At 60.7% G+C, this 22736-nt stretch carries 23 protein-coding genes and 2 pseudogenes; 14 read left to right on the plus strand and 11 right to left on the minus strand.

Features of this window, described 5'->3' with window-relative positions:
• Positions 1-25: 25 nt before the first annotated feature.
• Positions 26-1032, plus strand: a pseudogene (locus IQ26_RS27370) (ATP-dependent DNA ligase).
• Positions 1033-1127: 95 nt separating this feature from the next.
• Here IQ26_RS27370 and ku read toward each other — a convergent pair.
• From ku to IQ26_RS41300, 3 genes are all read right to left on the minus strand, one after another.
• Positions 1128-1997, minus strand: coding sequence for a non-homologous end joining protein Ku (ku, locus tag IQ26_RS27375; protein WP_145721490.1), 870 nt, complete (start codon positions 1995-1997; stop codon positions 1128-1130).
• A 241-nt stretch (positions 1998-2238) separates the two neighbouring features.
• On the minus strand, positions 2239-4713 hold the full coding sequence (locus tag IQ26_RS27380; RefSeq protein WP_145721491.1) for a sensor domain-containing protein: 2475 nt from the start codon (positions 4711-4713) through the stop codon (positions 2239-2241).
• Positions 4714-5180: 467 nt separating this feature from the next.
• Complete coding sequence (locus IQ26_RS41300) at positions 5181-5411, minus strand: KTSC domain-containing protein (protein WP_338101643.1); 231 nt, start codon at positions 5409-5411, stop codon at positions 5181-5183.
• Between IQ26_RS41300 and IQ26_RS27390 the strand changes: the two genes are divergently transcribed.
• From IQ26_RS27390 to IQ26_RS27405, 4 genes are all read left to right on the plus strand, one after another.
• Positions 5405-6037 carry an alpha-ketoglutarate-dependent dioxygenase AlkB gene (locus tag IQ26_RS27390; protein WP_145721513.1) on the plus strand — a complete coding sequence of 211 codons (633 nt, stop codon included), beginning with the start codon at positions 5405-5407 and terminating at the stop codon, positions 6035-6037. The genes IQ26_RS41300 and IQ26_RS27390 overlap by 7 nt on opposite strands.
• On the plus strand, positions 6034-6471 hold the full coding sequence (locus tag IQ26_RS27395; protein WP_145721492.1) for a GFA family protein: 438 nt from the start codon (positions 6034-6036) through the stop codon (positions 6469-6471). Before IQ26_RS27390 ends, IQ26_RS27395 begins: the two co-directional genes overlap by 4 nt.
• Positions 6413-7024, plus strand: coding sequence for an MgtC/SapB family protein (locus tag IQ26_RS27400; protein ID WP_145721493.1), 612 nt, complete (start codon positions 6413-6415; stop codon positions 7022-7024). The genes IQ26_RS27395 and IQ26_RS27400 overlap by 59 nt, the downstream gene beginning before the upstream one ends.
• 62 nt (positions 7025-7086) lie before the next feature.
• Positions 7087-8406: a DUF763 domain-containing protein gene (locus IQ26_RS27405; protein WP_145721514.1), complete on the plus strand. Its 1320-nt coding sequence runs from the start codon at positions 7087-7089 to the stop codon at positions 8404-8406.
• A gap of 13 nt (positions 8407-8419) precedes the next feature.
• On the opposite strand, the gene IQ26_RS27410 is transcribed toward IQ26_RS27405, so the two are convergent.
• From IQ26_RS27410 to IQ26_RS27420, 3 genes are all read right to left on the minus strand, one after another.
• Positions 8420-8863 carry a PPC domain-containing DNA-binding protein gene (locus IQ26_RS27410; protein WP_145721494.1) on the minus strand — a complete coding sequence of 148 codons (444 nt, stop codon included), beginning with the start codon at positions 8861-8863 and terminating at the stop codon, positions 8420-8422.
• Positions 8864-8897: 34 nt separating this feature from the next.
• Positions 8898-10610: an HAD family hydrolase gene (locus IQ26_RS27415; RefSeq protein WP_145721495.1), complete on the minus strand. Its 1713-nt coding sequence runs from the start codon at positions 10608-10610 to the stop codon at positions 8898-8900.
• A gap of 120 nt (positions 10611-10730) precedes the next feature.
• The gene (locus IQ26_RS27420; RefSeq protein ID WP_145721496.1) at positions 10731-10985 is read right to left on the minus strand and encodes a hypothetical protein; all 255 of its coding nucleotides are present in this window, start codon (positions 10983-10985) and stop codon (positions 10731-10733) included.
• 78 nt (positions 10986-11063) lie between these two features.
• Here IQ26_RS27420 and IQ26_RS27425 point away from each other — a divergent pair, with 78 nt between their 5' ends.
• Positions 11064-11672: a cysteine hydrolase family protein gene (locus tag IQ26_RS27425; protein ID WP_145721497.1), complete on the plus strand. Its 609-nt coding sequence runs from the start codon at positions 11064-11066 to the stop codon at positions 11670-11672.
• A gap of 222 nt (positions 11673-11894) precedes the next feature.
• On the opposite strand, the gene IQ26_RS27430 is transcribed toward IQ26_RS27425, so the two are convergent.
• Positions 11895-12125 carry a hypothetical protein gene (locus tag IQ26_RS27430; RefSeq protein ID WP_145721498.1) on the minus strand — a complete coding sequence of 77 codons (231 nt, stop codon included), beginning with the start codon at positions 12123-12125 and terminating at the stop codon, positions 11895-11897.
• Positions 12126-12386: 261 nt separating this feature from the next.
• On the opposite strand from IQ26_RS27430, the gene IQ26_RS27435 reads away from it, so the two are divergent.
• Positions 12387-12728 (plus strand): hypothetical protein, encoded by a 342-nt coding sequence (locus IQ26_RS27435; RefSeq protein ID WP_145721499.1) that lies wholly within the window; start codon positions 12387-12389, stop codon positions 12726-12728.
• A gap of 63 nt (positions 12729-12791) precedes the next feature.
• Here the strand turns inward: IQ26_RS27435 and IQ26_RS27440 are convergent, their stop codons facing one another.
• Together IQ26_RS27440 and IQ26_RS27445 are read right to left on the minus strand one after the other, a co-directional pair.
• Positions 12792-14198, minus strand: a complete 1407-nt coding sequence (locus tag IQ26_RS27440) for a PAS domain S-box protein (RefSeq protein ID WP_240547256.1) — start codon at positions 14196-14198, stop codon at positions 12792-12794.
• 154 nt (positions 14199-14352) lie between these two features.
• The gene (locus tag IQ26_RS27445; protein WP_145721500.1) at positions 14353-14517 is read right to left on the minus strand and encodes a DUF3309 family protein; all 165 of its coding nucleotides are present in this window, start codon (positions 14515-14517) and stop codon (positions 14353-14355) included.
• 230 nt (positions 14518-14747) lie between these two features.
• Here IQ26_RS27445 and IQ26_RS27450 point away from each other — a divergent pair, with 230 nt between their 5' ends.
• From IQ26_RS27450 to IQ26_RS27475, 6 genes and pseudogenes are all read left to right on the plus strand, one after another.
• Positions 14748-14984: a polymerase gene (locus tag IQ26_RS27450; RefSeq protein ID WP_145721501.1), complete on the plus strand. Its 237-nt coding sequence runs from the start codon at positions 14748-14750 to the stop codon at positions 14982-14984.
• Positions 14985-15205: 221 nt separating this feature from the next.
• Positions 15206-15505, plus strand: a complete 300-nt coding sequence (locus IQ26_RS27455; RefSeq protein ID WP_145721502.1) for a DUF1236 domain-containing protein — start codon at positions 15206-15208, stop codon at positions 15503-15505.
• 181 nt (positions 15506-15686) lie between these two features.
• Positions 15687-16223 carry a DUF2267 domain-containing protein gene (locus tag IQ26_RS27460; protein WP_240547257.1) on the plus strand — a complete coding sequence of 179 codons (537 nt, stop codon included), beginning with the start codon at positions 15687-15689 and terminating at the stop codon, positions 16221-16223.
• Positions 16196-16447: pseudogene (locus IQ26_RS27465) on the plus strand (CBS domain-containing protein); the annotation flags it as partial. The gene IQ26_RS27460 and the pseudogene IQ26_RS27465, both read left to right, overlap by 28 nt.
• Before the next feature lie 177 nt (positions 16448-16624).
• On the plus strand, positions 16625-17056 hold the full coding sequence (locus tag IQ26_RS27470) for a hypothetical protein (protein WP_145721504.1): 432 nt from the start codon (positions 16625-16627) through the stop codon (positions 17054-17056).
• Between the two features lie 250 nt (positions 17057-17306).
• Entirely contained in the window at positions 17307-18701 is a 1395-nt protein-coding gene (locus IQ26_RS27475) for a Do family serine endopeptidase (RefSeq protein ID WP_145721505.1), read from the plus strand.
• A 134-nt stretch (positions 18702-18835) separates the two neighbouring features.
• Here the strand turns inward: IQ26_RS27475 and IQ26_RS27480 are convergent, their stop codons facing one another.
• Positions 18836-20311: an FAD-dependent oxidoreductase gene (locus tag IQ26_RS27480; RefSeq protein WP_145721506.1), complete on the minus strand. Its 1476-nt coding sequence runs from the start codon at positions 20309-20311 to the stop codon at positions 18836-18838.
• Positions 20312-20639: 328 nt separating this feature from the next.
• On the opposite strand from IQ26_RS27480, the gene IQ26_RS27485 reads away from it, so the two are divergent.
• Positions 20640-21212, plus strand: a complete 573-nt coding sequence (locus IQ26_RS27485; RefSeq protein WP_240547258.1) for a transglutaminase-like cysteine peptidase — start codon at positions 20640-20642, stop codon at positions 21210-21212.
• Positions 21213-21379: 167 nt separating this feature from the next.
• On the opposite strand, the gene IQ26_RS27490 is transcribed toward IQ26_RS27485, so the two are convergent.
• A complete protein-coding gene (locus IQ26_RS27490; protein ID WP_145721508.1) occupies positions 21380-22597 on the minus strand; it encodes a cytochrome P450 family protein in 1218 nt (405 codons plus the stop codon).
• Between the last annotated feature and the right edge of the window lie 139 nt (positions 22598-22736).

Raw genomic sequence — 22736 nt, forward strand, 5'->3', positions numbered from 1 at the left:
TCCCTGCGATCCTGCTTTCGACAACATGGCGCTGCTTCGCGAAGGCTTCCTCCTGCCGCTCGATACGCCGCCGATGGAAGCCAGGGCGGCCGACGCGATTCCCGAAGGCGACGAGTGGCAATATGAGCGCAAATGGGACGGCTTTCGCTGCCTGGCGTTCGGCAGGACGACGCGGTGGAGCTGCGCGCAAAATCGGGCAAGCCGCTCGGACGGTATTTTCCCGAACTCGTCGCGACATTGAAGGAACTGCCATCGCCCTGCTTTATCGTCGACGGCGAAATCGTCGTCTCGCTCGATGGCAAGCTGTCATTCGACGCCCTCCAGATGCGGCTTCATCCCGCCGAGAGCAGGATCGGCAAGCTGTCTGCGGAAACCCCGGCGCACATCGTCCTCTTCGACATGCTCTGCGACCAGCACGGAACCGTCCTGTTGGCCCGGACACTGAAAGAACGGCGAGCGGCCCTCGAGACGTTCGTCGCTTCGGCAAACCGCAGGAACATCATGCTCTCGCACTGTACGCGCGACGTGAAGGAAGCCCGCTCCTGGCTAGGCGACGCTGGACATGGGGCGACGGACGGCGTCGTCGCCAAGCGGCTGGACGATCCATACCAGCCGGGCGTGCGCGCAATGGTGAAGGTGAAGCGGTTGCGGTCGGCCGATTGCGTGGTCGGGCGGCTTTCGCTATCTCAGCAACAGCCGGCAGGTCGGCTCACTGTTGCTGGGCCTCTATAACGATGCCGGCAAGCTCGATCACGTCGGCTTCACCTCGACCATCGCCAAGGATGACAGGGGCGAGCTTACCCGCAAACTCGAAGCGATGCGCAAACCGCCGGGCTTCACCGGAAAAGCACCGGGTGGGCCAGCCGCTGGAGCACCGAGCGCAGTGGCGAATGGGAGCCGGTTCGGCCCGAATTGGTGGTCGAAGTGCGGTTCGATCATGTCACCGGCGATCGTTTCCGGCATGGCACCAAGTTCCTGCGCTGGCGGCCGGACAAGGCCCCGGAACAATGCACGTTCGAGCAGATCGCCTAGAAAGATGGCGGTCAGGCGGAAACTCGGCGTCGCAGAAATGCGGTTAAAACAAATAGATAGTTGCGTTTCTTGCGGTAGGTCTCAATCGCCATCTGTCAGCCGGCCTTCCGGCGCGCCCCAGTCTCCTTCGCCTTTGCGCGGCGCGCCGGCTTTGACTTTACCGGGGGCTTTCTTGTCGAAGGCGGCTTGCCGCCAACGCCGGCACTTTGGCGCAGCGCTTCCATAAGATCGACGACCTTCTCCCGCTTGGGCTGCTTCGGAATTGCGATCTTCCTGCCTTCGAGCTTTGCCTTTACAAGCTCGGCAAGCGCCGTCTCATAGCGGTCGTCGAATTTGGTTGGATCGAACTTGCCTTTCTTGGTGTTGATGATGTGTTCGGCCAGTTCGAGCATCTCGCCCTTGATCTTCAGGTCCGGGACGTCGTCGAAGGCCTCGTCCGCCGAGCGCACTTCGTAGTCGAAGTTCAGCGTCGTCGCGACCAGCCCTTCGTCATAAGCCCGAATGAGCAGGGTGCGGACACGCCGGAACAGGACGGCCTGGGCGATCGCGGCGACTTTCTTCCTGCGCATGCCTTCGCGGATCAGCCCAAACGCTTCTTGCGCATGTTTGTCCGGCGGGGCGAGGTAATACGGCTTGTCGAAATACACGTCGTCGACCTCCGAACAGCCGATGAAGGCCGAGACCGACAGCGTCTTGTCGCTCTCGGGGACAGCGTCTGCGACCTCGTCGGGTTCTAGCATGACGTAGTCACCCGAGCTGATCTCATAGCCTTTGACCTGATCGTCCTTCTCGACGGGTTTGCCGGTATCGCTGTCGACGAATGCGCGATGCACCCTATGTCCCGTGGCGCGGTTTATCGTGTGGAAGGCGATCCGCTCGGAGGTCGAAGCTGCGGTATAGAGCGCCACCGGACAGCCAAGCTCGCCAATCTTCAGGAAGCCCTTCCAATTTGCTCTCGGCGCCAAAAGACAACATCCTCACGGTCACAAGCGTTGCACTGGAAATGCAACGTGGCGGCGCCAGGATTAGTTCCTTTGACGCTTCTTTGTCCTTAAACGTCAATTGAGCTCATTCAATTGAAGTGCGGCTCGCTATGACGCAGTAAGACTAAGCGCCCGCACAAGAAGCTCGCTCTGCGCCAAGCCGCATGACCACCACCATGGCCGCCCCTTTTTGCAGAGTTTGACGCACACAACCCGTGATTTTCTAACGGGTAGCGCGCAACGCAGGTCGCCGGGTCGAGGCTGCACTCTCATGCCGGCCGATCTTGCTGGCATATCGCTCGATGGGGTAAGGCCGGCCGACCAGATAGCCCTGCACCGCATTGCAATCTTCTGCACGCAGGAAATCAAGTTGCGCCGATGTTTCCACGCCTTCCGCGACGATATTCATGGAGAGCCCGCGTCCCAATCCGACGATGGCGCGGATGATGGCGCCGGATTGAGGTGTGTTCTTGAGCTTGGCGACGAAGGATTGATCGATCTTGATCTTATCGAACGGGAAGGATTGCAGGTAGGAAAGGGACGAGTAACCGGTGCCAAAATCGTCCATGGCTATTTTCACGCCAAGCGTTTTCAGCCGCCTGAGGATCGAACTCGCGCGTGAAAAGTCGTCAAACAGCACGCCCTCGGTAATTTCGAGCTCCAGCCGGCCAGGATTAAGGCCGGTCTCGAGCAGGATTGTGTGCACCAAAGCCGGAAGATTGCCGTGACGGAACTGGACCGGCGAAAGATTGACCGCGATCTGGATGGGATTCGCCCAGGATGCAGCTTCCCGACAGGCCTCACGCAGAATCCATTCGCCGATCGGAATGATCAATCCGCTTTCTTCAGCCAGCGGGATGAACTTGGATGGTGAAACCATGCCATGCACTGCATGTCGCCAGCGAGCCAAGGCCTCAAAGCCGATGATCTCGCCGGAGACCAGGGCCTGTGGCTGATAGTACAACATCAGCTCCTTGCGAAGCATCGCCGACCGGAGATCCTGCTGAAGGACGCGTCGTTCACGCAACCGCCTGTCCATATCGGCTTCGAATACGCGAAACACGCCGCGACCCGCAGCCTTTGCACGATAAAGCGCGGCGTCCGCATTGCTGAGGAGCGTGGCCGCGGTCGTGCCGTCGTTTGGGAAGAAAGCAATCCCGATGCTCAGGCCGACGCGCAGATTATGACCCTCGATGTCGAAATCTTCCGCCACCGTTTCCAGGAGACGATCGGCAAGCGCCACCGCGGTCGCGGGCTGCGGGTCGTCGGTGACAATGAGGGTGAATTCGTCGCCGCCAATGCGGGCCAGGAATGCGCCGTTCGCCGCCGCGGCAAGACGGTTCGACATTTTGCGCAGAAGTTCGTCCCCGGCCGAGTGACCAAACACGTCGTTGATATCCTTGAACCCGTCCAGGTCGAGACACAGCACCGCGAAGCGCTCGCTGTTCGATGACGCCCGCTCGATGGTGAAATTCAAACGCTCCGCAAAGGCGGGACGGTTTGGAAGATCGGTAAGCGCGTCGTGGTTTGCCAGATGGGCAATGCGCGCCGCGGCGCGCTTGCGCTCGGTTATGTCTTCGGCAACGCCGAGCAGGTATTTGTTTTTTCCGTCGTCGCTATCGACTGCCAGTCTCTTCATCATGAGGTCGCGCATTCCATTGGCGCGCGTGCGGACAGTCTCCTCCTCCGCGATCTGCAGACGATCGGCGCGCAACACTTGCTGGTCGCGAATGAAGAACGAATCCGCCTCATCCCTTGGAAAGAGGTCGTAATCCGTCTTGCCGATCAGTTCCTCGCGGGGAATGCCGAGCAATTCCTCGCCCGCGCGGTTCATCAGGATGTAGCTGTGATTTCGAGCTTCCTTGACGAAAAGCATGGCGGGGACGTTTTCAATGATCGTGTCGAGAAATTCGCGGGTGCGGCGCAGTTCGTCATTTGCCCGCTTACGTTCAGTCACATCGACGACCGCCACCATTGCCGCCGCGCGGCCTTCGTACTGGAACCTCTGAGAGTAGACGATGACGTCGACAAGGCTTCCGTCCACCTTCAGGTGACGCCATGTCTGGCCAGTGTCATAACTGTCCCTTTTCGTTCCCGCCATCTTGCGGACTGCGTCGGCGTCCTCAGCCGGCCTGATGTCGAGCAATGTCATCGCCAGGAACTGCTCTCGAGTGTAGCCGTAACTCTCGACCGCAGCATCGTTGACAGCCAGAAACCGCAAGCTGCCCCTCTCGTACACCCACATCGGGATAGGATTGCTGTCGAATAGAAGTCGCGACGAGGCCTCACGCTGTTTCAGTTCGGTGATGTCGGACAAAGAACCGATGACGAGGCGGGTGCCGTTGGCAAGGCAGGCCCGTTTCTTTCGGGTCAGGATGGTGCGAATCTCTCCGTGATTGCCGGGGATGAACTCCTCGTTTTCGTTGATGTCGTCTGTCTCCAGCACCAGCCGGTCGATCCGCCGAAAGACGTCTGCAATCTCCTTTGGCAGGAAGTCGTGATCGGTCTTGCCGACCAGGTGCTCGTGTCGATGCCCCATGAGCTTGCACATGCTTTGATTCAGCACGACAAAACGGTGCTGGTCGTCCTTGATGAATATCGGATGTGGCACAGCGTCGAGCACACGCCGCAGAGCATCAAGATCTTCTGCCGGAAATGTCGCGGCCGGCGTTTCAGCCATAGATTTTGAAGGTGGCATGTCTGAGCCTCCCGGCGGCAATCGTTGCAGCAAGGTCTTTAGAAATCCTTCAGGGGCCGTCGAGACTTGGATGTATTCTTCACGAAGGACCTTGGTGCCGTTTCTTGCCTGAAGCTTCTTGGATTGGACTTATGGCGACTGGTCCGTAGCCCTGTCGGCAGGACTGGCGCCCGCCGGACGTTGCGGTGACTGCCACGCTGAACGGTCCTCACAGCACTGAACCGACACAGAGCAACACCAACACCGTCGAGCAAGATCCCGCGGTCGACAAGGATCCTCAGCCCAAGACGACCACGGGCGGCGATCAGCCCGGTACGACGCCGGCGCAATGAAGGATCGGCCGGCCGGCCCGAGTCTCCCGGATTCGATTGGACAGGGGCGCCGGCTCTCAGCTGATGGTAGCTGTACCGATTTCGAATGAACGCATTGGAGAACCGGCCTCTTGACGAGGCTTTGCCGAATGCAGCCTAGGTCTGCGGCGGCACGGCGTCGTAATCATAGCGATGTCCGCTTGGGACGAACCACACGGAGAGGGTTCTGGTCGCTTGACCGTAATTCATGCTTTGGATGGCGGTTGACGGCATTTCCCAACACTCGGTTCCGTCTCGTGCGGGAAATGGAAGTGCTGATCCGGCCGGCTTCGCGCCTCCAAGGCCTTGCCGCCGCCGGCCACCTTCACCAATTAGGGTTGATGCCATCGATCAAAACCAGGCAGCCGGAATTTGCCGGCCAAGGCGACCTGTTTCGTGCGCCCGACTTTCGCGTGCTTGACGATCTGCCGGAAGGATTTCGCTACCGGCCGGAGCTGATTACGGCGCAGGAAGAGGCTGAATTGGTGCGGCAGCTCGAAAGTCTACCCTTCCAGCCCTTCGACTTCCATGGCCACCTGGCAAACCGGCGCGTCGCTGGTTTTGGCCTGCGCTATGATTTCGACCAACGCAAAGTCGTCGAGGCGCTGGCGATCCCTGCTTTTCTGATGCCGCTCAGGCAGAAGGTGGCGGCATTTGCGCAATTGCCCGTCGACGCTTTCGTGCAGGTTTTGATCAACGAGTACCGACCCGGCGCGGGTATCGGCTGGCATCGCGACAAGCCGCATTTCGATGCCGTGGCCGGCGTCTCTCTTCTTGCGCCATGCAGCTTTCGGCTCCGCCGGAAGAACGGCACGAGGTGGGATCGCCAGACCATCGTCATCGAGCCAAGGTCGGCTTACCTGATGACAGGCCCGGCGCGCAACGAATGGGAGCACAGCATCCCCCCGGTTGCTGCGCATCGCTATTCGATCACCCTGCGGACCTTGCGGTCATCAAAACTGGTGGCCCGATGACCAGGATCGAGACCGGCTCCTGCTTTTGCGGTTGCATAAGGGCTGAGATGCATGGTGACCCGTTCTGGATTTGCTCCGATCACGATGACGATTGCCGCAAGGCCATAGGGAGCCCGCTGACCGTCTGGGTCGGCTATCGACCGGCCCAATTCAGATTGCTGACCGGCACGCCGAAAACGTTCTCAAGGACCCCAGGCGTGCTCCGCACCTTCTGCGCCGATTGCGGGACATCCATAGCCTATCTCGACCAGGGGCTTCGCGAAGAACTCTATGTGACGATCGGTTTCTTCGACCACCCCGAACGCTTTGCGCCGCAGGCTCATGCCTATTGGGACATGAAGCTGCCGTGGGTGGAATTTCACGACGATCTACCGCGTGTCGAAAAATACTCAAGACGCCGCGATCCGGCGGTCGGAAATCCAGCCGATCGGTAACCGGCAACCCGCCGCCGATGGAACCCGGATGGCCCTGGCTGAATTGAGTTGCGATCAATCAGCTCGTAATCCAAACGCCAGCGGTCAGGGTTTGCTGGTGTCTCTCATCCCGGTTTGGCAGGACATTGCGGCACGCCTGCTTCTGACCGTGCTCGCCGGTTCATTGATCGGCCTCGACCGGGAGGCGCGGACACGCGGCAGGCCTCAGGACGACAATCCTGGTCGGGCTGGCCGCCGCGATGCGATGACGAAGGCCACTATTCTGCTGGAGTTTGTCGGCACTGATCCGGATTCCTTTGCCCGTATGGACGTTTTGCGCTTTCCCCTGGGCGTGTTGACAGGCGTCGGCTTCATCGGCGGTGGCGCCATGCTTCGCCGGGGCAGTCTTGTCAGCGGCGTTACCACGGCAGCGACCTTGTGGATGATGACGATGATCGGATTGGCGTTCGGCGGTGGCCAATATGCCCTGGGCGCGGCCGGGACAGCGCTGACGCTGATCATTCTGCTCGTGTTGAAATGGGCGCAACTCGAAACGGGTATCATCGCTTCTTGACGCCGCATTCGATACCTATCTGTCGAACGCAAGGCATGCATCGGAAACAGGGCAGCGAGACTTTGGCGCAGCGATCGGGAAGTGCTGATCTTCCACTTCATGGCGGACGGGTGCCGAAATGGCTCGGCGACCGCATGACGCGCCTTGGCGCGGTCATGTGCGAGGCGATCATTCACCATTACGGTCGCGAAGAGCTGCTGCGCCGGCTGGCGCATCCCTTCTGGTTCCAGTCGCTTGGCGCGGTCATGGGAATGGACTGGCATTCATCCGGCATCACGACCAGCGTCATCGGCGCCTTGAAACGCGGGTTGGCTCCGCTCTCCGGCGAACTCGGTATTCACGTATGCGGCGGCCGCGGCGCGCATTCAAGAAAGACCCCGCACGAGCTTGCCGTCATCGGCGAGCGTGTCGGCTTCGACGGAACCAGCCTGGCAACGGCCAGCCGGCTCGTCGCCAAGGTTGATAGCGCCGCCGTTCAGGACGGCTTCGATCTCTATCTGCATGGCTTCATCGTGACCGACGACGGCGACTGGGTCGTGGTGCAGCAGGGCATGAACGGCGACAGCAAAGTGGCGCGCCGCTACCATTGGCTGTCCGAAGGCCTGAAGAGCTTCGTCGACCAGCCGCATGCCGCCATCGAGGGCGCCAACCAGGGCGAGATCGTCAACCTGACCGACCGCCGCGCCGACGCGTCGCGCAAGGGGCAACTTGAACTCCTGCAGCAGCTTGGGCCGGATCGCATTCTGAGGGAATTCGCCGCGCTGGAACGCGGCACGGCCGAGGCTTCAGAGCAGGCGCTCGACCAGCAGCCGATGCTGCCGCATTTGGTCATGCCGGCGCACCATGACGTTCGCGAAAGCGATGTCGTCATGCGCCGTCTTCACGGGAACATGGCGGCGGCCGCAGAGCGCGGCCCCGCCGATTTCTCCGAGCTTCTTCTCGTGCCCGGCGTTGGCGCGCGCACGGTGCGGGCATTGGCGCTGGTTGCCGAGGTGCTGCACGGCGCGCCATGCCGTTTTTCCGATCCCGGCCGCTTCTCGCTGGCGCATGGCGGCAAGGACAGGCATCCATTCCCCGTGCCGCTCAAGGTCTATGACGAGACGATCGGTGTACTGAAGTCGGCCGTCCAAAAGGCCAGGCTCGGCCACGATGAACAAATCGGTGCCTTGAAGCGGCTGGACGACCAGTCACGGCAGGTCGAACGCTATGTAACAGGCCCCAGTTTGAAGGAAATCGTCGCTGGAGAGTTCGATCAATCGCATCTGCTTGGTGGTCGCAGCGTGTTCGGCTGGGAGCCCGCACCCAAGGCTCCGGGGCAAGTCAAACAAGTCAACAAAAAGCATAATCGGGACCCGGATCGCAATTCAGCAAACCGCGCCTGATCCGCATTCGGCTTCAGGCGCCAAGATCGATCAAGGCGATGCCGAGTTCGGGATGTTTCCTGCGCCGCAGGTGGCCTGGCGCTTCCACTAATATGACTTCGAGTGTCGGCCGAACAACGCCTTCCAGCAGATGTCCGCCCTTCGTGCTACCGTCGCTCAATCCGAGCACCGCATGGAGGTGAAGGCTGGGCTTGCCGTCGTCTCCCATCGCAACATCGCCGATCGCGCTGAGCACCTCGCACTGTTCCAGGACCGGGATTTTGCGAAAGATCTTTTCACCAAAGTCGAACCAGCCGACAGTCGCCGTTTCGAAGGCGCCGAGCGCGGTCAGCGAGGCGCTGCCAATGTCTTGGTCGACCGCGAAAGACGTAAGCGCCGCGAACGCTTCCTCGCCTGGATCAAGCACCACCACGAACGTCCTTTGTCCGGCGCTCTCGGCGACGATCTGCGATTTCATGATTTCACTCCACACACCCAGGTCTATCTTTGCGTTACTCCTGCGGGGCCGTCGCGGGAGCCGTATACCGGCGGCGTACTGCATCCAGAACGTGCTTGCGGCTTTCCCGCGCCGAGAGCATTTCGTCCTTTTCCGCCGCGGCGGTTTCGCGCGCCAGCACCTTGTCCCTGATCTGATGGCGAAACCATTCGGAATAGTCGCCGGCGCGCAGGTGATGCTCCCAGGTCCTGTCGTCGATGCCTTCAGCGATCTGGGCGAAAATCATCAGGTTGTGGGCCCGGAGGTTCATCGCCTTGTCGGGGCCCCTGAAATAGAAACTGCCGGCCTCGTCGAGATGACCTTCTGCATATTTGCGGCTGTGACGCTTGAGTGACTGGCGCGGCTCAATTGCTTTGACCATGGCAATTTTCTTGCGAGCTTGCGGCCGCCAAAACAACACGCGCTCTCCTTTGGGCGACGGAACATCCTTTGGCGGCTTGGTGTCCGTCTCACGACAAAAGGCCTTGATGACATTCTTGGCCTTGGGACCGAGCGCAATGACGGCAGTGACCAGACGTAAGGCATCGGTCGAGATCGCTTCCGGATGAACGGTGATCAGGACAGTGCCCGGCAATTCCAACGACAGGACGGCGCGCGTGTCGTCGCGCCTCTTGGGCAGAAGATGATGTGCCTCGTCGATGACCAGCCAATGTGGCCTCGCTGTATGGAAGCGGAGATTGCCAAGGCCGGGGAGCAGGTCAGCAAAGAAGTCTGGTCGCTCATTGACCTGCAACGCCAGCCCATTCACGACCACGTTCGTGTCCGGCTTGCCGATCAGGTCGAGCACTTGTGCCTTTGTCGGCGGGCTCGAGCCATCACCTATCCGGACCGCACCTTCGAGGCCATCATAGTCGCCTTCGGGGTCGAAAATGCAGAACTGAAATCCGGCCTCGACGAAGCGTTCCGTCAACGCGGTGGCCAAGGTGGATTTGCCGATGCCGGAGCTCCCGGCGATCAGAACCGTGTCGGTCGGCGCCAGGTAGACTTCGTCGCCGCTGACCGAGCCGAGAAGGATGCCGTCACGGCGTTTTCGCACAAGTTTCCTGTCGTGCTTTACCAGTTTTTCGATCAATTGCTCGACGCCTTTTCCACGCGCGCCGCGCGTTACAAGGTCTGCGGTATTTTTGACCGCCGCAAGGGCGTTGTCGACGGCGACGCTGTAGCCGCAGGCCTGCAGGAAGGCATGATCGTTTTCGGCATCGCCAACGCCGACCACATTGTGTGGCGACAGCCGCAGATCCTCAAGTGCAGCAGCCAGCCCGGTTGCCTTGTTGATACCGCTCGGCAGGACCATCACCGCGCCCTTGTTGAAGATGATTTCCAGTTCCAGCCCCAATTTCTTGATGACCTCTAGAACTGTTGTCTCGTGTGGTTCCCAGGTCGCCACGATCGATCGTCCAACGGAAAGCGGCTTGACGCCGTGTTTCTTCAGCTTGGCGACGAACTTGGCTGCCGGTGCCGATGAAATCGCACGTTCTTCCTCGCTGGCAGGCGTGTAGATCAATGCCCCGTTTTCGGCGACGACCTTGTCGAACACGCCTAGCTCGGGAAAAGCGCGCTTGAGGTCGGGCAGTTCTCGCCCGGTGACGAGGATGAGCTTGCGGCCGGTTTTCTTCAGCCGTTCGAGGGCTGCAAGCGTCTTTTCAGCTACGATCCCATCTTGCGCCAGCGTGCCGTCATAGTCCGTCGCCAAGGCAATAAAATACATCTGTCGACCATGTCCTATCTGGCGTCGCGGCCATACCGTCCCATGCGAGAGGTCACACGACCAAATATGCCGTTTCGCAAAGGTGACAAGCGTTGCGGGCTATGGCGCAGGATTTCCCCCTCAGTAGCCGCTGATGGTCACCTGCATAGTTGTCTCCTTGGCCTGGAGAATGAACAACGCATGTCCGGCGAAAAAGTTTACACGACGGCGCCATTCCTTCAGCCCGGCGACGCGCTCGAGAAGGAGCAATGGTGAGTTGCGGCCAGTTGGCTGTCGGCAACGCGCGATGACTATCATGAGTTCCAGCCAACTGGGGGAACGAGATATGGCGCTTCGCGTTTGTTGGGGCAGGGCGTTCGAGCAGGTTGAATTCATGCACAAGGGACCCTCCTTTATTCTATGGCGCCAATTCCGCGTGGGCGATGAAATGACCCCGCAATTGTCGATATCCTGATGTCGACGCCGGGACTGGCGTATGGGCCCTTGGGCGACACATGCGTGCACCTGTGCGTCGATATGCAACGCTTGTTCGCATCGCCATCGCCTTGGGCGACGCCGTGGATTGAGCGCGTCCTGCCTCTGATCGAAAGCCTTGTCGAAAGGCGGGCCCGGCAAACCGTCTTTACCCGGTTCCTGCCCGCACGAGAACCTGGGCAAGGGGTTGGTGCGTGGAAGCGATACTACGAGCGCTGGGCGTCGATGACGATGGAAAATCTCGACCCCGAAATGGTTGACCTCTTGCCCTCCCTGGCACGACATTGTCCGCCGGCAGCCGTCATCGACAAACACATCTATTCACCGTGGCTGGAGGGCAGGCTCCAGGCATTCCTGTCCAAGCACCACGTCGACACGCTGGTTGTTACCGGTGGGGAAACCGATGTCTGCGTGTTGGCCACCGTTTTGGGGGCTATCGATCTCGGCTATCGCGTCGTTCTGGTCACCGACGCGCTGTGCAGTTCCTCGGACACGACGCATGACGCGCTCCTGACGGTCTACCATCAACGGTTCGCCCAGCAGGTCGAAACAGTCGAAATGGAGACCATCCTGTCGTCCTGGACTTGAGACAGGTCCGCTTGCCCGGCAAACTGCCGACCTGAGCCGAAGTGAATTGCCGGCTTTTGATGGTTTGTTGATCGCCCGACTTTTCCAGGCTGCTTAAAACTCCCACATCTGGCGAGACTTAGTGTAGTGCATGTCGCCCAGAGTGCGCAGCGGTTTTGGACGACATGCATAAAACAAGAACTTGACGCCGCGTCGCATCAATCCCTTCAGACGCGACACGCTTTAGTCGCTTCCATTGACCATCTCTGAAGTGGGCAGAATTCCAAACTCCTGTGACTTGGCGCCTTGTGCTGCCGTCAAAAATCCATCCGCATCGAGGCCGCGTCGCAGCAACTCTCTCACGGCCGCCGATCGGCTTGGCATGCGCTTTTCGAAGCGCCAGTTTTCCAATGCAGCCAATTCCTCAGCAGTCAGCATGATCTGCAGACGTTCGGGTCTTTCCAGTTCGGCCATATCTGCCTCCAGCCGCTCAAAGTTAGTATTTTGCTAATTCTAGTTAGAATTAGGAAAACGCTCACCGGACGTCAAGGGCGGTTCATACGCCGTCGACGTGGAACACTCACAATTATCGCAAGGCGTCGACTGTGCAGTCTACGGCATATGCTAACTTTTTGATTTTATACAATAATTTTTCAGATTCCGCTTGCCATTCGGGCCGATTTGGCGCATGCTGGTTATGAGGGACAAACCGCTCCTGCATATGAGAGGTTTTCCATGAGACACGGTTATTCGGCTCCTTTATGTCACGACGTTGACCTGCAGGTTCGGGCCGCCGCCCGCTCCCAGGGCATAATCAATGTCACTGCGGTGGCGGAGGCCGTTCGGCTGCGAAACCTCGCGGACAACGTCGCGCTTGAAGACATCGAGTGCCTTGTGCTGCATGCAGCCCAGTTCTGCGGGGCGCCCATGGAATTCGACAGCCTCATCATTTTTGAATCAGGCAACATCGCTCGGCTCTCAGGCAATTGCTATGCTCTGCCTGGGGGCGGCAATCTCGATGTTCTGGAGGAAAGAGCCGTTTCGCCCTTTCTTCACCAACTGGGCCAAACGCAGTAGATCTGGCCCAGCGGCAGCCTCGCTCGGGAAAGGGCTCAGCTTCACTGCTGCGACGAAATTCCTTCAGTCGACCGCGATATCCGTCATTGATGCCTGGACGAAGTACAGCGGCGCCTCGAGCGTCCAGGTGACGCCTTGCTCGTGGAACTCCAGCCGCCCGCTGCCGCTGAGTGCCTGCGGCGCCACTCTCTCGAGGACGACGGATCCGAATCCGCGCCTCCTGACAGCGTCCAGGATCGGCCCCCCCAACTCACGCCAGACCAGTCGAAAGATATCAGCGCCGTCACCGGCAGGAACCACGTCCCAATCGATTTCGACGCGTCCGCCACCGCAGCACAGCGCTCCATACTTTGCCGAATTGGTGGCGAGCTCGTGGAACGCGATGCCGAGATATTGCACGGCGTTTGGCTGCAGCAGCACCATCGGCCCGGCCATCGACACGAGGGGTTGTGCCGCGAACGCCTTGAGCTGTGCCTGGGCCAGATCGCCGACCGTCGCGCCGCGCCAGTCGGCATTGACCAGGAGATCATGGGATTCCGAAAGCGCCGTGATGCGCTCCCGAACCTGGTCGAGGAATGCCTCGGGCGTGCTCGTCAGCTTGCTGGTCTCGCGGATCATCGAAATGATCACCGAATATTGGTTCTTCACGCGATGGTTGACCTCGCGCATGAGTAGCCGAATGCGCCGTTCGCTCTCCTTGTGGGAACTGATGTCGCGCGCGATCTTGGAGGCGCCGACGGCCCGCCCGATGGCGTCGCGGATCGGGGAGATGGTGAGCGAAACCGGAACGAGGGTGCCGTCCTTGCGCAGGCGCATCGTCTCATAGGAGGGGACGCGTTCGCCTATGCGGATGCGACTGATGATCGAGGCTTCCTCGTCCAGACGGTCGGGCGGAATGAGGATCGTCACCGGGCGGCCGATCGCCTCGGCGGGCGTGTAGCCGAACAAGCGTTCTGCCGCATCGTTCCAACTGGTGATGATGCCGTTCATGTCCTTCGAGACGATGGCGTCCATCGACGACTCGACAATGGCGGCAAGACGCATGCGGGCTTCGTCGCCCAGCGTCTGCGTGCGCAGGTCGAGCAGTGTGTTGATGGCGCCGATAACATTGCCCGCACCGTCGCGGAGCAGGCGTGGGTGAGCCCTGAACGGAACGAGTTCGCCATCCGGCCGCTCCGCGATAGCCTGGTCCCACGAGACATCACGTCCTTCGCGCAGCGCCACGGCCATCGGGCATTCGCCATGCGCCATTGGCCGGCCGTCGAGCTGGCGAAGCTTCCACGAGCCGCACCACTGATCCTGGCCGATGACGGGACGACGGCCCCACATCTCAGCCGCGGCTTCGTTGAAGTAGGTGATGCGGCCCTGCTTGTCGACGGTGTAGATGGCAACAGGCAGCGACTGCAGCAGATCGGCCGAGGGAACACCCGGATCTCCGAGGCCTATATCGGCTTGTTGAACGAAGTCCACGTATTGCCTGCGCCATTCTGGTGGAATTGTGCGGACATAGAATGCGTCTGAGCGATTTCGGTTCCCGTCGGCTCATTGCGTGCGCCGCCTTCTGCCCCGCCGATGCCGCGATATTGCTCGACGCGGTAACGGAGCGGCAACTGTGCGGGCGGCGCTAGATGCGCCCGAGAAGGACCAGGACAATGACGATGAGCAACACAAGACCTAGGCCGCCGCCGCCATAGTAGCCGGTGCCATAGAACGGCCCGCCACCCAGGCCGCTAAACCCGCCAAGCAACGCTATGATCAGAATGATGATGAGAATGGTGCCGAGGCTCATGGTGGTTCTCCCTGTTTGCACACACACGCCATTTACAAGGGCACGTCCATGCGCCCGGCGATGAATATGAACTCGCAACAGGGCGTTCCTGTTCCACTAGCCGAAGCCAACAGGCCCTGGGGAACCAAGAGACCGGGACCGCGTTGGCCATTCGAGTTTCAGTCGCTTCATCGGCGGCCATGGGTCGCCTATCTCTTTCGCGCGTAAGGCGTTGCCGGGGGGAGGTTTTCATGCGGTATGGAGAGATGTTCGCCAATCTTGCGGCGCTCCTGCTGCTGGCACTGACGGTTGGCGGTATCTTCCTTCTGTTCGGCGAACCGCTATGGCCACGGCGGCACGCAAACATGGTCCTGGTGTCGGAACTTGATGTCGTCACGACCGCATCGACACGCAAGATTTGCGACCCCGCGCCGTGCCTGCCCGACACCTTCGAGGCAGACATGCTGCCTTCCCGTCCCATGGAATGACCGTGTGGCGCCCCGTGTGGCGCATGGGTTGGCCGTGACCCGCGGCCGGCTCGTGGTTTCGATCGAAAACTTTGTTCCAGCCCAATGAACGAACCGGCACGTGAGCAGTTTTCGCTTGGAACAAGCCACAGCCGATGGCGTTTACCGAATATGCGACCCCGCTGCGCATGGCGTGAGGCAGCGTAGCGTAAGAGGTGAATCTATCGTGAAAGGAGGCAATCATGAGAATGCATTTTTCAACTGCAGCCGCCGGATTTATGCTGCTGGCAGGTGTCGGCGCCGCTGCCGCTCAGGACGTGATCATCGCGCCTGAACAGGAGACCGTCATCAGGGAATATGTGGAAAAGCAGCCGCTCGCATCGGTGAAGATCCCCGGGGTGGAGCTCAATATCGGCTCAACGCTGCCCGACACGGTCGAGCTTCATGAAGTCCCAGACACCGAATACCGCTACGTGGTGGTCGACAACCGGACCGTTGTCGTTGATCCAGGCACGCGCAAGATCGTCAAAATCATTCAGTGACCGTTGCCGCTGAAAGGCCCGTCACTTTGGCAAGCGGCGGGCTGCAGCGGGACAACGCGTGCGTTAATGGTGACCTCGGCCTTGGATGACGTGAAACAGCAGCCGCTTTGCCAATGCAGGGCCAATGACGATTGCGAGGCGATAATCGCGGAATTTGAAACCGCGAGCGGAAACCATGTGCGTGTCGTCCGTTTCCGGAAAACCTGAACCGGAGCGGAGAGCGACGAACGCGGCAGGCCTCGATGTCTTCGACAAGACGCTTCAGACAACCCATACCTGGCTCGATGAGCTGATGGATGAGCTCGGCCCTGATCGGCAGCTCTCCTGGAAGGTGCTCTCGGTCGTGCTGCAGATGCTGCGTGATCGGCTGCCTCTGGGACTTGCCATGCATCTCGGTGCCGAATTGCCGCTTCTGGTGCGGGGCGCCTACTACGATCAATTCCAGCCGGCAAAGCAGCCAGGCGACTCGGATCGGGACGAATTTGTCGCCGAAGTCGCGGACCGCTTGTCCGACACGCGGCCCATCGACGCTCATGATGCGATCTGTTTGGTCTTTGCGACGCTGTCGCGGCATGTCTCGCGCGGTCAGGTCGCGAAGATCCAGGCCACGTTGCCCGAAAAGCTGCGCGCGATGTGGCGCGCGGCTGAAGAACGGGTCGTCGTCCCGCCCGATCGAGGCGCAGCCGGAATGGGCCGGACGCCAAGGTGCGTGACGTGATGTCGGCGGAAGTCAAATACTGTTTCTCCGATCAGGATGTCGATGAGGTTTCGCGCAACATGGGCAATATCCAGGTTCGCCGTCTGCCGGTCGTCGATCGCGACAAGCGCCTGGTCGGGATCCTGTCGCTCGGTGACGTTGCCATGACGGGCGACGACGTTACCGCCGGCGAAGCCCTGAGCGCTATCTCGCAACCCGGCGGTGCTCACAACCAGACGGCCTGACGGCGTTTCTCGCTCGCGCAGGGAAGGGTCACCTGGCCTGTTCGATGGCTCGCCAGCCGGTGCCGGCCGCAGGCGGGCGAGTTCTTCATATTGCCCGTCCCGGCCTTGTCGGCGCGTCACGGCGCGATAATTTTTTCCCAGGGCGTGGGCGCATTGACTTATTGAAAGGAGCCGACCATGAAACACCAGACACTCGACCAACTGCAGACAATCGCGGAGGTCAAGCTCTCGGCGACATACCCGACCATGACTCGAAGGCAGCGGATCGAGCGTTGGGCAGAGCTTCTCGAACAAAATCCACAGCGCTGCCTCGGAGCGCTGACAGGCACCGAATATCTCGCTCCCGAAGCCCGTGCCGTGGCGCGTGGCGCGGGGTCGCCGATCACCGTTGCCTATGAGGACCCGGTGCTACGCGCCGAGGGCTTGAAAGACGACACCTACGGGGAGGCGAAGCGCTTCTTCGAGGTGAGTGACTGGCAGTTGCACGACATCGTCTGCCATTGCCATGTCGGTGCGACGATGCAAGCGCGATGGGCTGCCGCCAGGGTTCGCCGGACAATCAACGGGAACAGATTCCTCGCTTGGCTAAGGGCGGCGCTAGCGCATTGACGCCCGCGCAGTATGGCGACAAGTCGTGCTCTCGAAAGTGGGCGTCGGGCAGACGGCGTCGTAATCGCCGAGCAGGTCCGGCATTGACGAGGTTTTTGGGGCCAACCTTGCTGGCATAGAAGCAGCAGGAGGTGCCCCGATCGAAAGCCGCAAACCGGACGGGATCGACGCCCTCGAGCTCGCTAACGGGAATGAGAGGGTTGTGAAACGGTCGTATGGTGATCACTGATCATTGAAGGAGTCGCGGACCATGTTTCTGGGTTTGAACAAAAAGCTCTGCGCCGGCCTGATTGCCGCAATTCTGATCTTCCCGGCGGGCGGTCTTGCTCCGGTCGCAGCCCAGGAGATCCCGAATGATTTCACGGCGATCGTGCGCCAGAAAATACCGGCCGTGGTCGCAATAACCACCCGACAAATCATCCAGGGCCAGACGACGTTGGACGATTTTTTCAGCCCTTTTGGAAACCCCGGACCGGCGCAACCACAGGTGCGCGAGGCTCTTGGCTCCGGCTTCGTCATCAACCCACAGGGCTATATCGTCACCAACAACCATGTTGTTGCCGACGCCACCGAGATCCACGTTGTTTTTTCGGACAAGGAAACGCTGCCCGCCCGACTGGTTGGCCGCGATCCGGGAACCGACATCGCCGTGCTTAAGGTCGATCCGCGGCCCAACATGACCACGACTGCCTGGGGCGACTCCGACGCAGTGCAACCAGGCGCATGGACGATCGCGATCGGCAGTCCGTTCGGCCTCGGTGGGAGCGTCACCGTCGGCGTGCTTTCAGCCCGTTCGCGCGACATTCAGGCCGGCCCCTATGACGACTTTCTCCAGACGGATGCCTCAATCAATCGGGGCAATTCCGGCGGTCCCCTGTTCAATGCGCGCGGCGAAGTGATCGGGGTCAATACGGCCATCGTATCTCCCTCAGGCGGCAGCATAGGGATTGGCTTTGCCATACCATCCCGCACTGCTCGGAACGTCGTCGACCAGTTGATCCGCACCGGCAGGATCGAGCGGGGCTTCATCGGCGTGCGTCTCCAGGAGATAACCCCGCCGATCGCCGAAGCGCTTGGCGTATCCGGCAGCAAGGGAGCGCTGGTCGCGTCTGTCGAACCTGGCGGTCCGGCCGACAAGGCAGGCATCCAGGCAGGAGACGTGATTACGCGCTTTAACGGCAAGGACATCCAGAGCGTCCATGATCTGACGCTCGCGGCTGCGAGCCAAAAGCCGGGGACAAAGACGACGCTCACAAGGAACCGCCGGGGCAGCCAACAGGAAATAGCCCTGACCGTCGGTCAGCGCGACGACGAGGAGGTACAGACCGGCGCCGTTCCAAACCCGCAAGCAGCGGACGCACGCCTTGGATTGTCGCTGAGCCCGATTCCCGATGAAGCGCGTCAGCAATTGCGACTACAGCCGGGCACTACAGGCGTGTTCGTGCAAGATGTGGCTCCCAACAGCCTCGCCGCCACAAACGGCTTTCGGCCCGGCGACGTAATCGTTTCGGCCAACAACCGGAATGTTACACAGCCATCTGATGTCCAAGAGGAATGGGCGAAATCACGCCAGCGCAACAAGCCCCTATTGTTGCGCATCGACAGGCAAGGGCAATCGCTTTTCGTTGCCGTAGCCAGATCTTGAAGGCGGGCGTGCGTGTAAGCCTTCATCGGATTGACGGCCTGCCGCCGCGAGAGACCGCCTCTTAGGCCTGGCAACGGGAACAACAGCCTGCCACCGTCGTTTCGTGGCGCCGGGCCTTGTCAGTCGCCGAGCCTCTATAGTGTCGCCGGCGCAAGCGGCGTCCGAGCCGGACCGTGGATGACCGAACCGTCGGCGGCGAAGATCGATCCATGGCATGGACAATCCCAGGTGTTGTCGGCGTTGTTCCAGGTCACGGTGCAGCCTTTGTGGGTGCATGTCGCCGAAACGCAGTGGAGTTCGCCTTCAGCGTCTCTCCTGGCCGCGATCTTTTCGTCACCCCTGACGATCACGCCGCCCGCGCCGGGAGCAATCTCGTCGACGCTTGAGACGATCGATTGGCTGCGGCCATTCTTGTGGAAGTCCTTGGGATAAGAGCGCGCCGGATCGTAGAGCTTTTGCCATGGGCTTGGCCGAGCACGGATCAAATCCGCGACCATCGTGCCCGCGGCCGTTCCGTTGGTGATGCCCCAGGCGTTGAACCCGGTGGCGATGTGGAAGCCGGGAGCTTTGTCGGGATCGGGTTCGCCGGCATACGGAACCCGGTCCGCCGTATCGTAGTCCTCGTTACACCAGCGCCACGCAATGTCGCCGATCGGAAGGTTCTTTCTTGCCCAGTTTTCCAGCTCGACGAACCGCTTTGCCACGTCGCCGTCTTGGCCGGTGTCGAATTTGGGACCGAGCGTGACCAGCAGCGGACCCTCAGTGTCGCGGCCTGTGCGAATGGAATGCGTCGGATCGTCGATGCCGATGAACATGCCCTCGATGGCAAGAGGGTCCTCGATCCGAAACGCCATGGCGGTATGGCAGCGCGGCTGGGTCCGGTTCGCCATGCCGACGGGGCTCTTCACTGTCATATTGGTGGCGACGACCAAATGCTCGGCGTGAACGGTGCCGCTGCCGGTGACGACGCGCCAGCGGCTCGCCTCGCCGATCGAGACGGCACGGCTGTTCTCGAAAATCCGTCCGCCACGGCCCGTAACCGCTTGAGCCAGGCCAACCAGATACATCGCCGGATTGAACTGCGCCTGGTCGGAAAATCGCAGAGCGGCGGCCGTTTCGAAAGGGAGCGGCGCACGATCGAGAACATCGGCTTTCAGCCCGAGCTGACGCGCAGCCTCTGCCTCGGCCACGATCTTTGCGCGCCGGCTTGTATGGCAGGTGTAGGTATAGGCGTCCTTGTCCTCGAGATCGCAGGGGATGGCATAGTTGCGAACCCATTCGCGGATCTGCATGGCGCCGGCGCAATTCGCATCGGCGTAGGCCTGGGCCAGGTCCCGGCCAAGGGTGTCGATAAGATGACGATAGATCAGCGCGTGCTGCGTCGTGATCTTGGCCGTCGAGCGGCCGGTTACCTGGCCGCCTGTTCGCAGGCCTTCGATGACGATCACCGACCGACCGGCCTCGCAAAGGCGAAGCGCGGTGGTGAGCCCGACAATGCCAGCACCCACAACAACGGCCTCCGCATGGATCGAGCCCTCGAGCGGGGGATAGTTCGTAGCGGTGGCGGCTGCCGTCCAACAGCTTCCCGGTTTTCCCAAAAGAATGGTCATTTCAACCGCGTTCCTTGTGTTTCGACCCACTGACGCTGACATTTCGATAACTGCGTCTGCACGGGAACGTTCCCTGGATCACCGATCCGGGGGTGATCGGGGCTTCTAAAGCAGCCGGTTGTTGGATTGGGGCCTTCATTCGGGTGATGACAGCCGTAGAGTGTCGGCTCGCCACCGTAGCCTTAAATTGTGCGTCGGCTGCGTTGATGTGCTCATGAAAAGATGGTAACGCGAGATTAAAGAATGTTTCTGGTCGTTACCTTGGGCGGGGCGAATGGGATTTGGGATACCGCGGGCGTGGTTGTGTGCTGGCCTGCTGACAGGCTTGATGTTGTCCGTCACGCCGATGCAGAAAGCTTCGGCTGACGGAGTGCTTGGTGCCATGGCCATCGGGCAGCGGACCTCCGCCCCTGTCGGCTACATTGAATTCTGCCGAAGGCATGCCGCGGAATGCAGGATACGATCAGGCAAGGTTCCTCCAGCCGTTATGAGTGCAGGACTGGAAGATAAGCTCGCGTCCGTCACCAGGCTCGTGAACAGATCGATCAAGCCCGCGAGCGATCTTGCCGTTCATGGAGCGATGGAATTCTGGTCCTATCCTGACAACGCACGGGGCGACTGCGAGGACTACGTCCTGCTTAAGCGCCAGATGCTCGAGCTGCAGGGCATATCGCTTTCAAACCTGCTGATCACCGTCGTCAAAAAGAAGGACGGCGAGGGACACGCAGTGCTGACGGTCAAGACCGACAAGGGCGACTACGTGCTCGACAACCTTAACAACGACGTGAAGCTTTGGTCGGAAACTGGATATAGGTTTCTGAAAAGGCAATCGTCCACGGATACCGGGCGCTGGGTCGCGATACGTGGACATCCCGATGTTCTGGTCGGGGCAGTCGACTGAACCTTTCGAATTTGCGACTGGACAACGCTTGGCGCTCCCGCGCCATGCCCGGAATGTCAAGGTTCGACACAGGTCGCGTGAACGCGATTGGCGTGGCTGGCTTAGACGGTCTCCGGTCGCCGCTAAAGCTCTGTGCCAGGATGTGGGGTTGCAGTCGAGCACAGACCTCATGCCACAAGTCGCACGGGCAACCCTGCGAGAGCGCGGATGCCTGGGCGCTTGCGCCACTCGATTTTCCGCGCCTTGTCGTCCAGACGCATGTTTGGAAAGCGCGTGAAAAGGCGTTCGAAAGCGACCGCGGCCTCCGCCCGGGCGAGTTGGAAGCCAAGGCAGAATGTGCGCCCGTGCCGAAGGAGATGTGGGTTCGGGTGGCGCGTAATGTCGAAACGGTGCGGATCTTCAAACTTGGCCGGGTCGCTGTTTGCCGCCGTGAGGAATGCCGCGAACATGTCGCCGCGGCGAAATTGCCGTTCCTGCCAGACCATGTCGCGGGTCGCAAAGCGCGGCTTGGTCATTTGAACCGGTGATACGTAGCGCAGACACTCCTCGATGCAGGTGGGCATCAGCTTGGGTTCGCTCTGCAGCCTGGCGCGTTGGTCCTCATGCGATAGTAGTGCGAGCAGTCCGCCGGAAATCAGATGGGTCGTGGTTTCCTGCCCGGCGCCGAAGAGCAGGAAAATCATCGAGACCAGCTCGTCCTGGCTGAGTTTCTGCCCGTCGGTTTCGGCATCGCGGAGCGCGGTGATCAATCCGGCAGGCAGCGCACCGCCTCCCGCTTGCGAGACGCGGCGAAGATACCGGACAACCCGGATCACGCCGGGAACGGCGCGGATGACCGCTCCGATATTGGCCGTGTCCTGCAGCCCTCCCAGCCAGTTCTTGAATCGATTGTGATCCTGCTCCGGCAGGCCGAGCATCGCGCAGATGACCGAAAGCGGCAGATCGCGGCAAAGTTCGGCCATGAGATCGACCTCGGTTCTTCCCTCCAGCTTGTCGAGAAGCCGATCGGCAATTTCGGTGATCATCGGCTTCATGGCCTCGATCGTCCGGCGCTGGAACGCCTGATCGACCAGGCTGCGCAGGCGGCGGTGCTCTGGGTCGTCGTGGCCGAGCATGTTCAGCGCCAGAACGCTGATCGTCCTCGGCAGGACACGCAGTATCCGCGCCTGCGTCCTGCTCCCTGCGTTGGCGGGATCGCGCGCGAAGTTGTCATGGTCTTTCAACAGCATTGCGCAGGCGTCATGTGTGACCGCGAGCCATGTGTGGCCGACAATCGGCAGCTTCATGCGGATAACCGCGCCTTCGGCTCGCATGCGGTCAGCCGTGGGGAAGGGGTTTGCATGGAAGCTCGGTGACAGGATGTCGAAATCATGCGTCTGGCCCATGGCTCTCACTCCAGTACCGGCAGCCGTGTACGTGTATTATGAGGCGCTGCAGTGTCTCTCCGGTCAACCCGTCCGACTGTTTCGGCGGCCGGAATGTCCACGACACCGCCCGCGCCAAGCACAACGAGCATGAGCCCCA

The sequence above is a fragment of the Mesorhizobium tianshanense genome (assembly GCF_007830515.1).
Taxonomy (GTDB): Bacteria; Pseudomonadota; Alphaproteobacteria; order Rhizobiales; family Rhizobiaceae; genus Mesorhizobium; species Mesorhizobium tianshanense.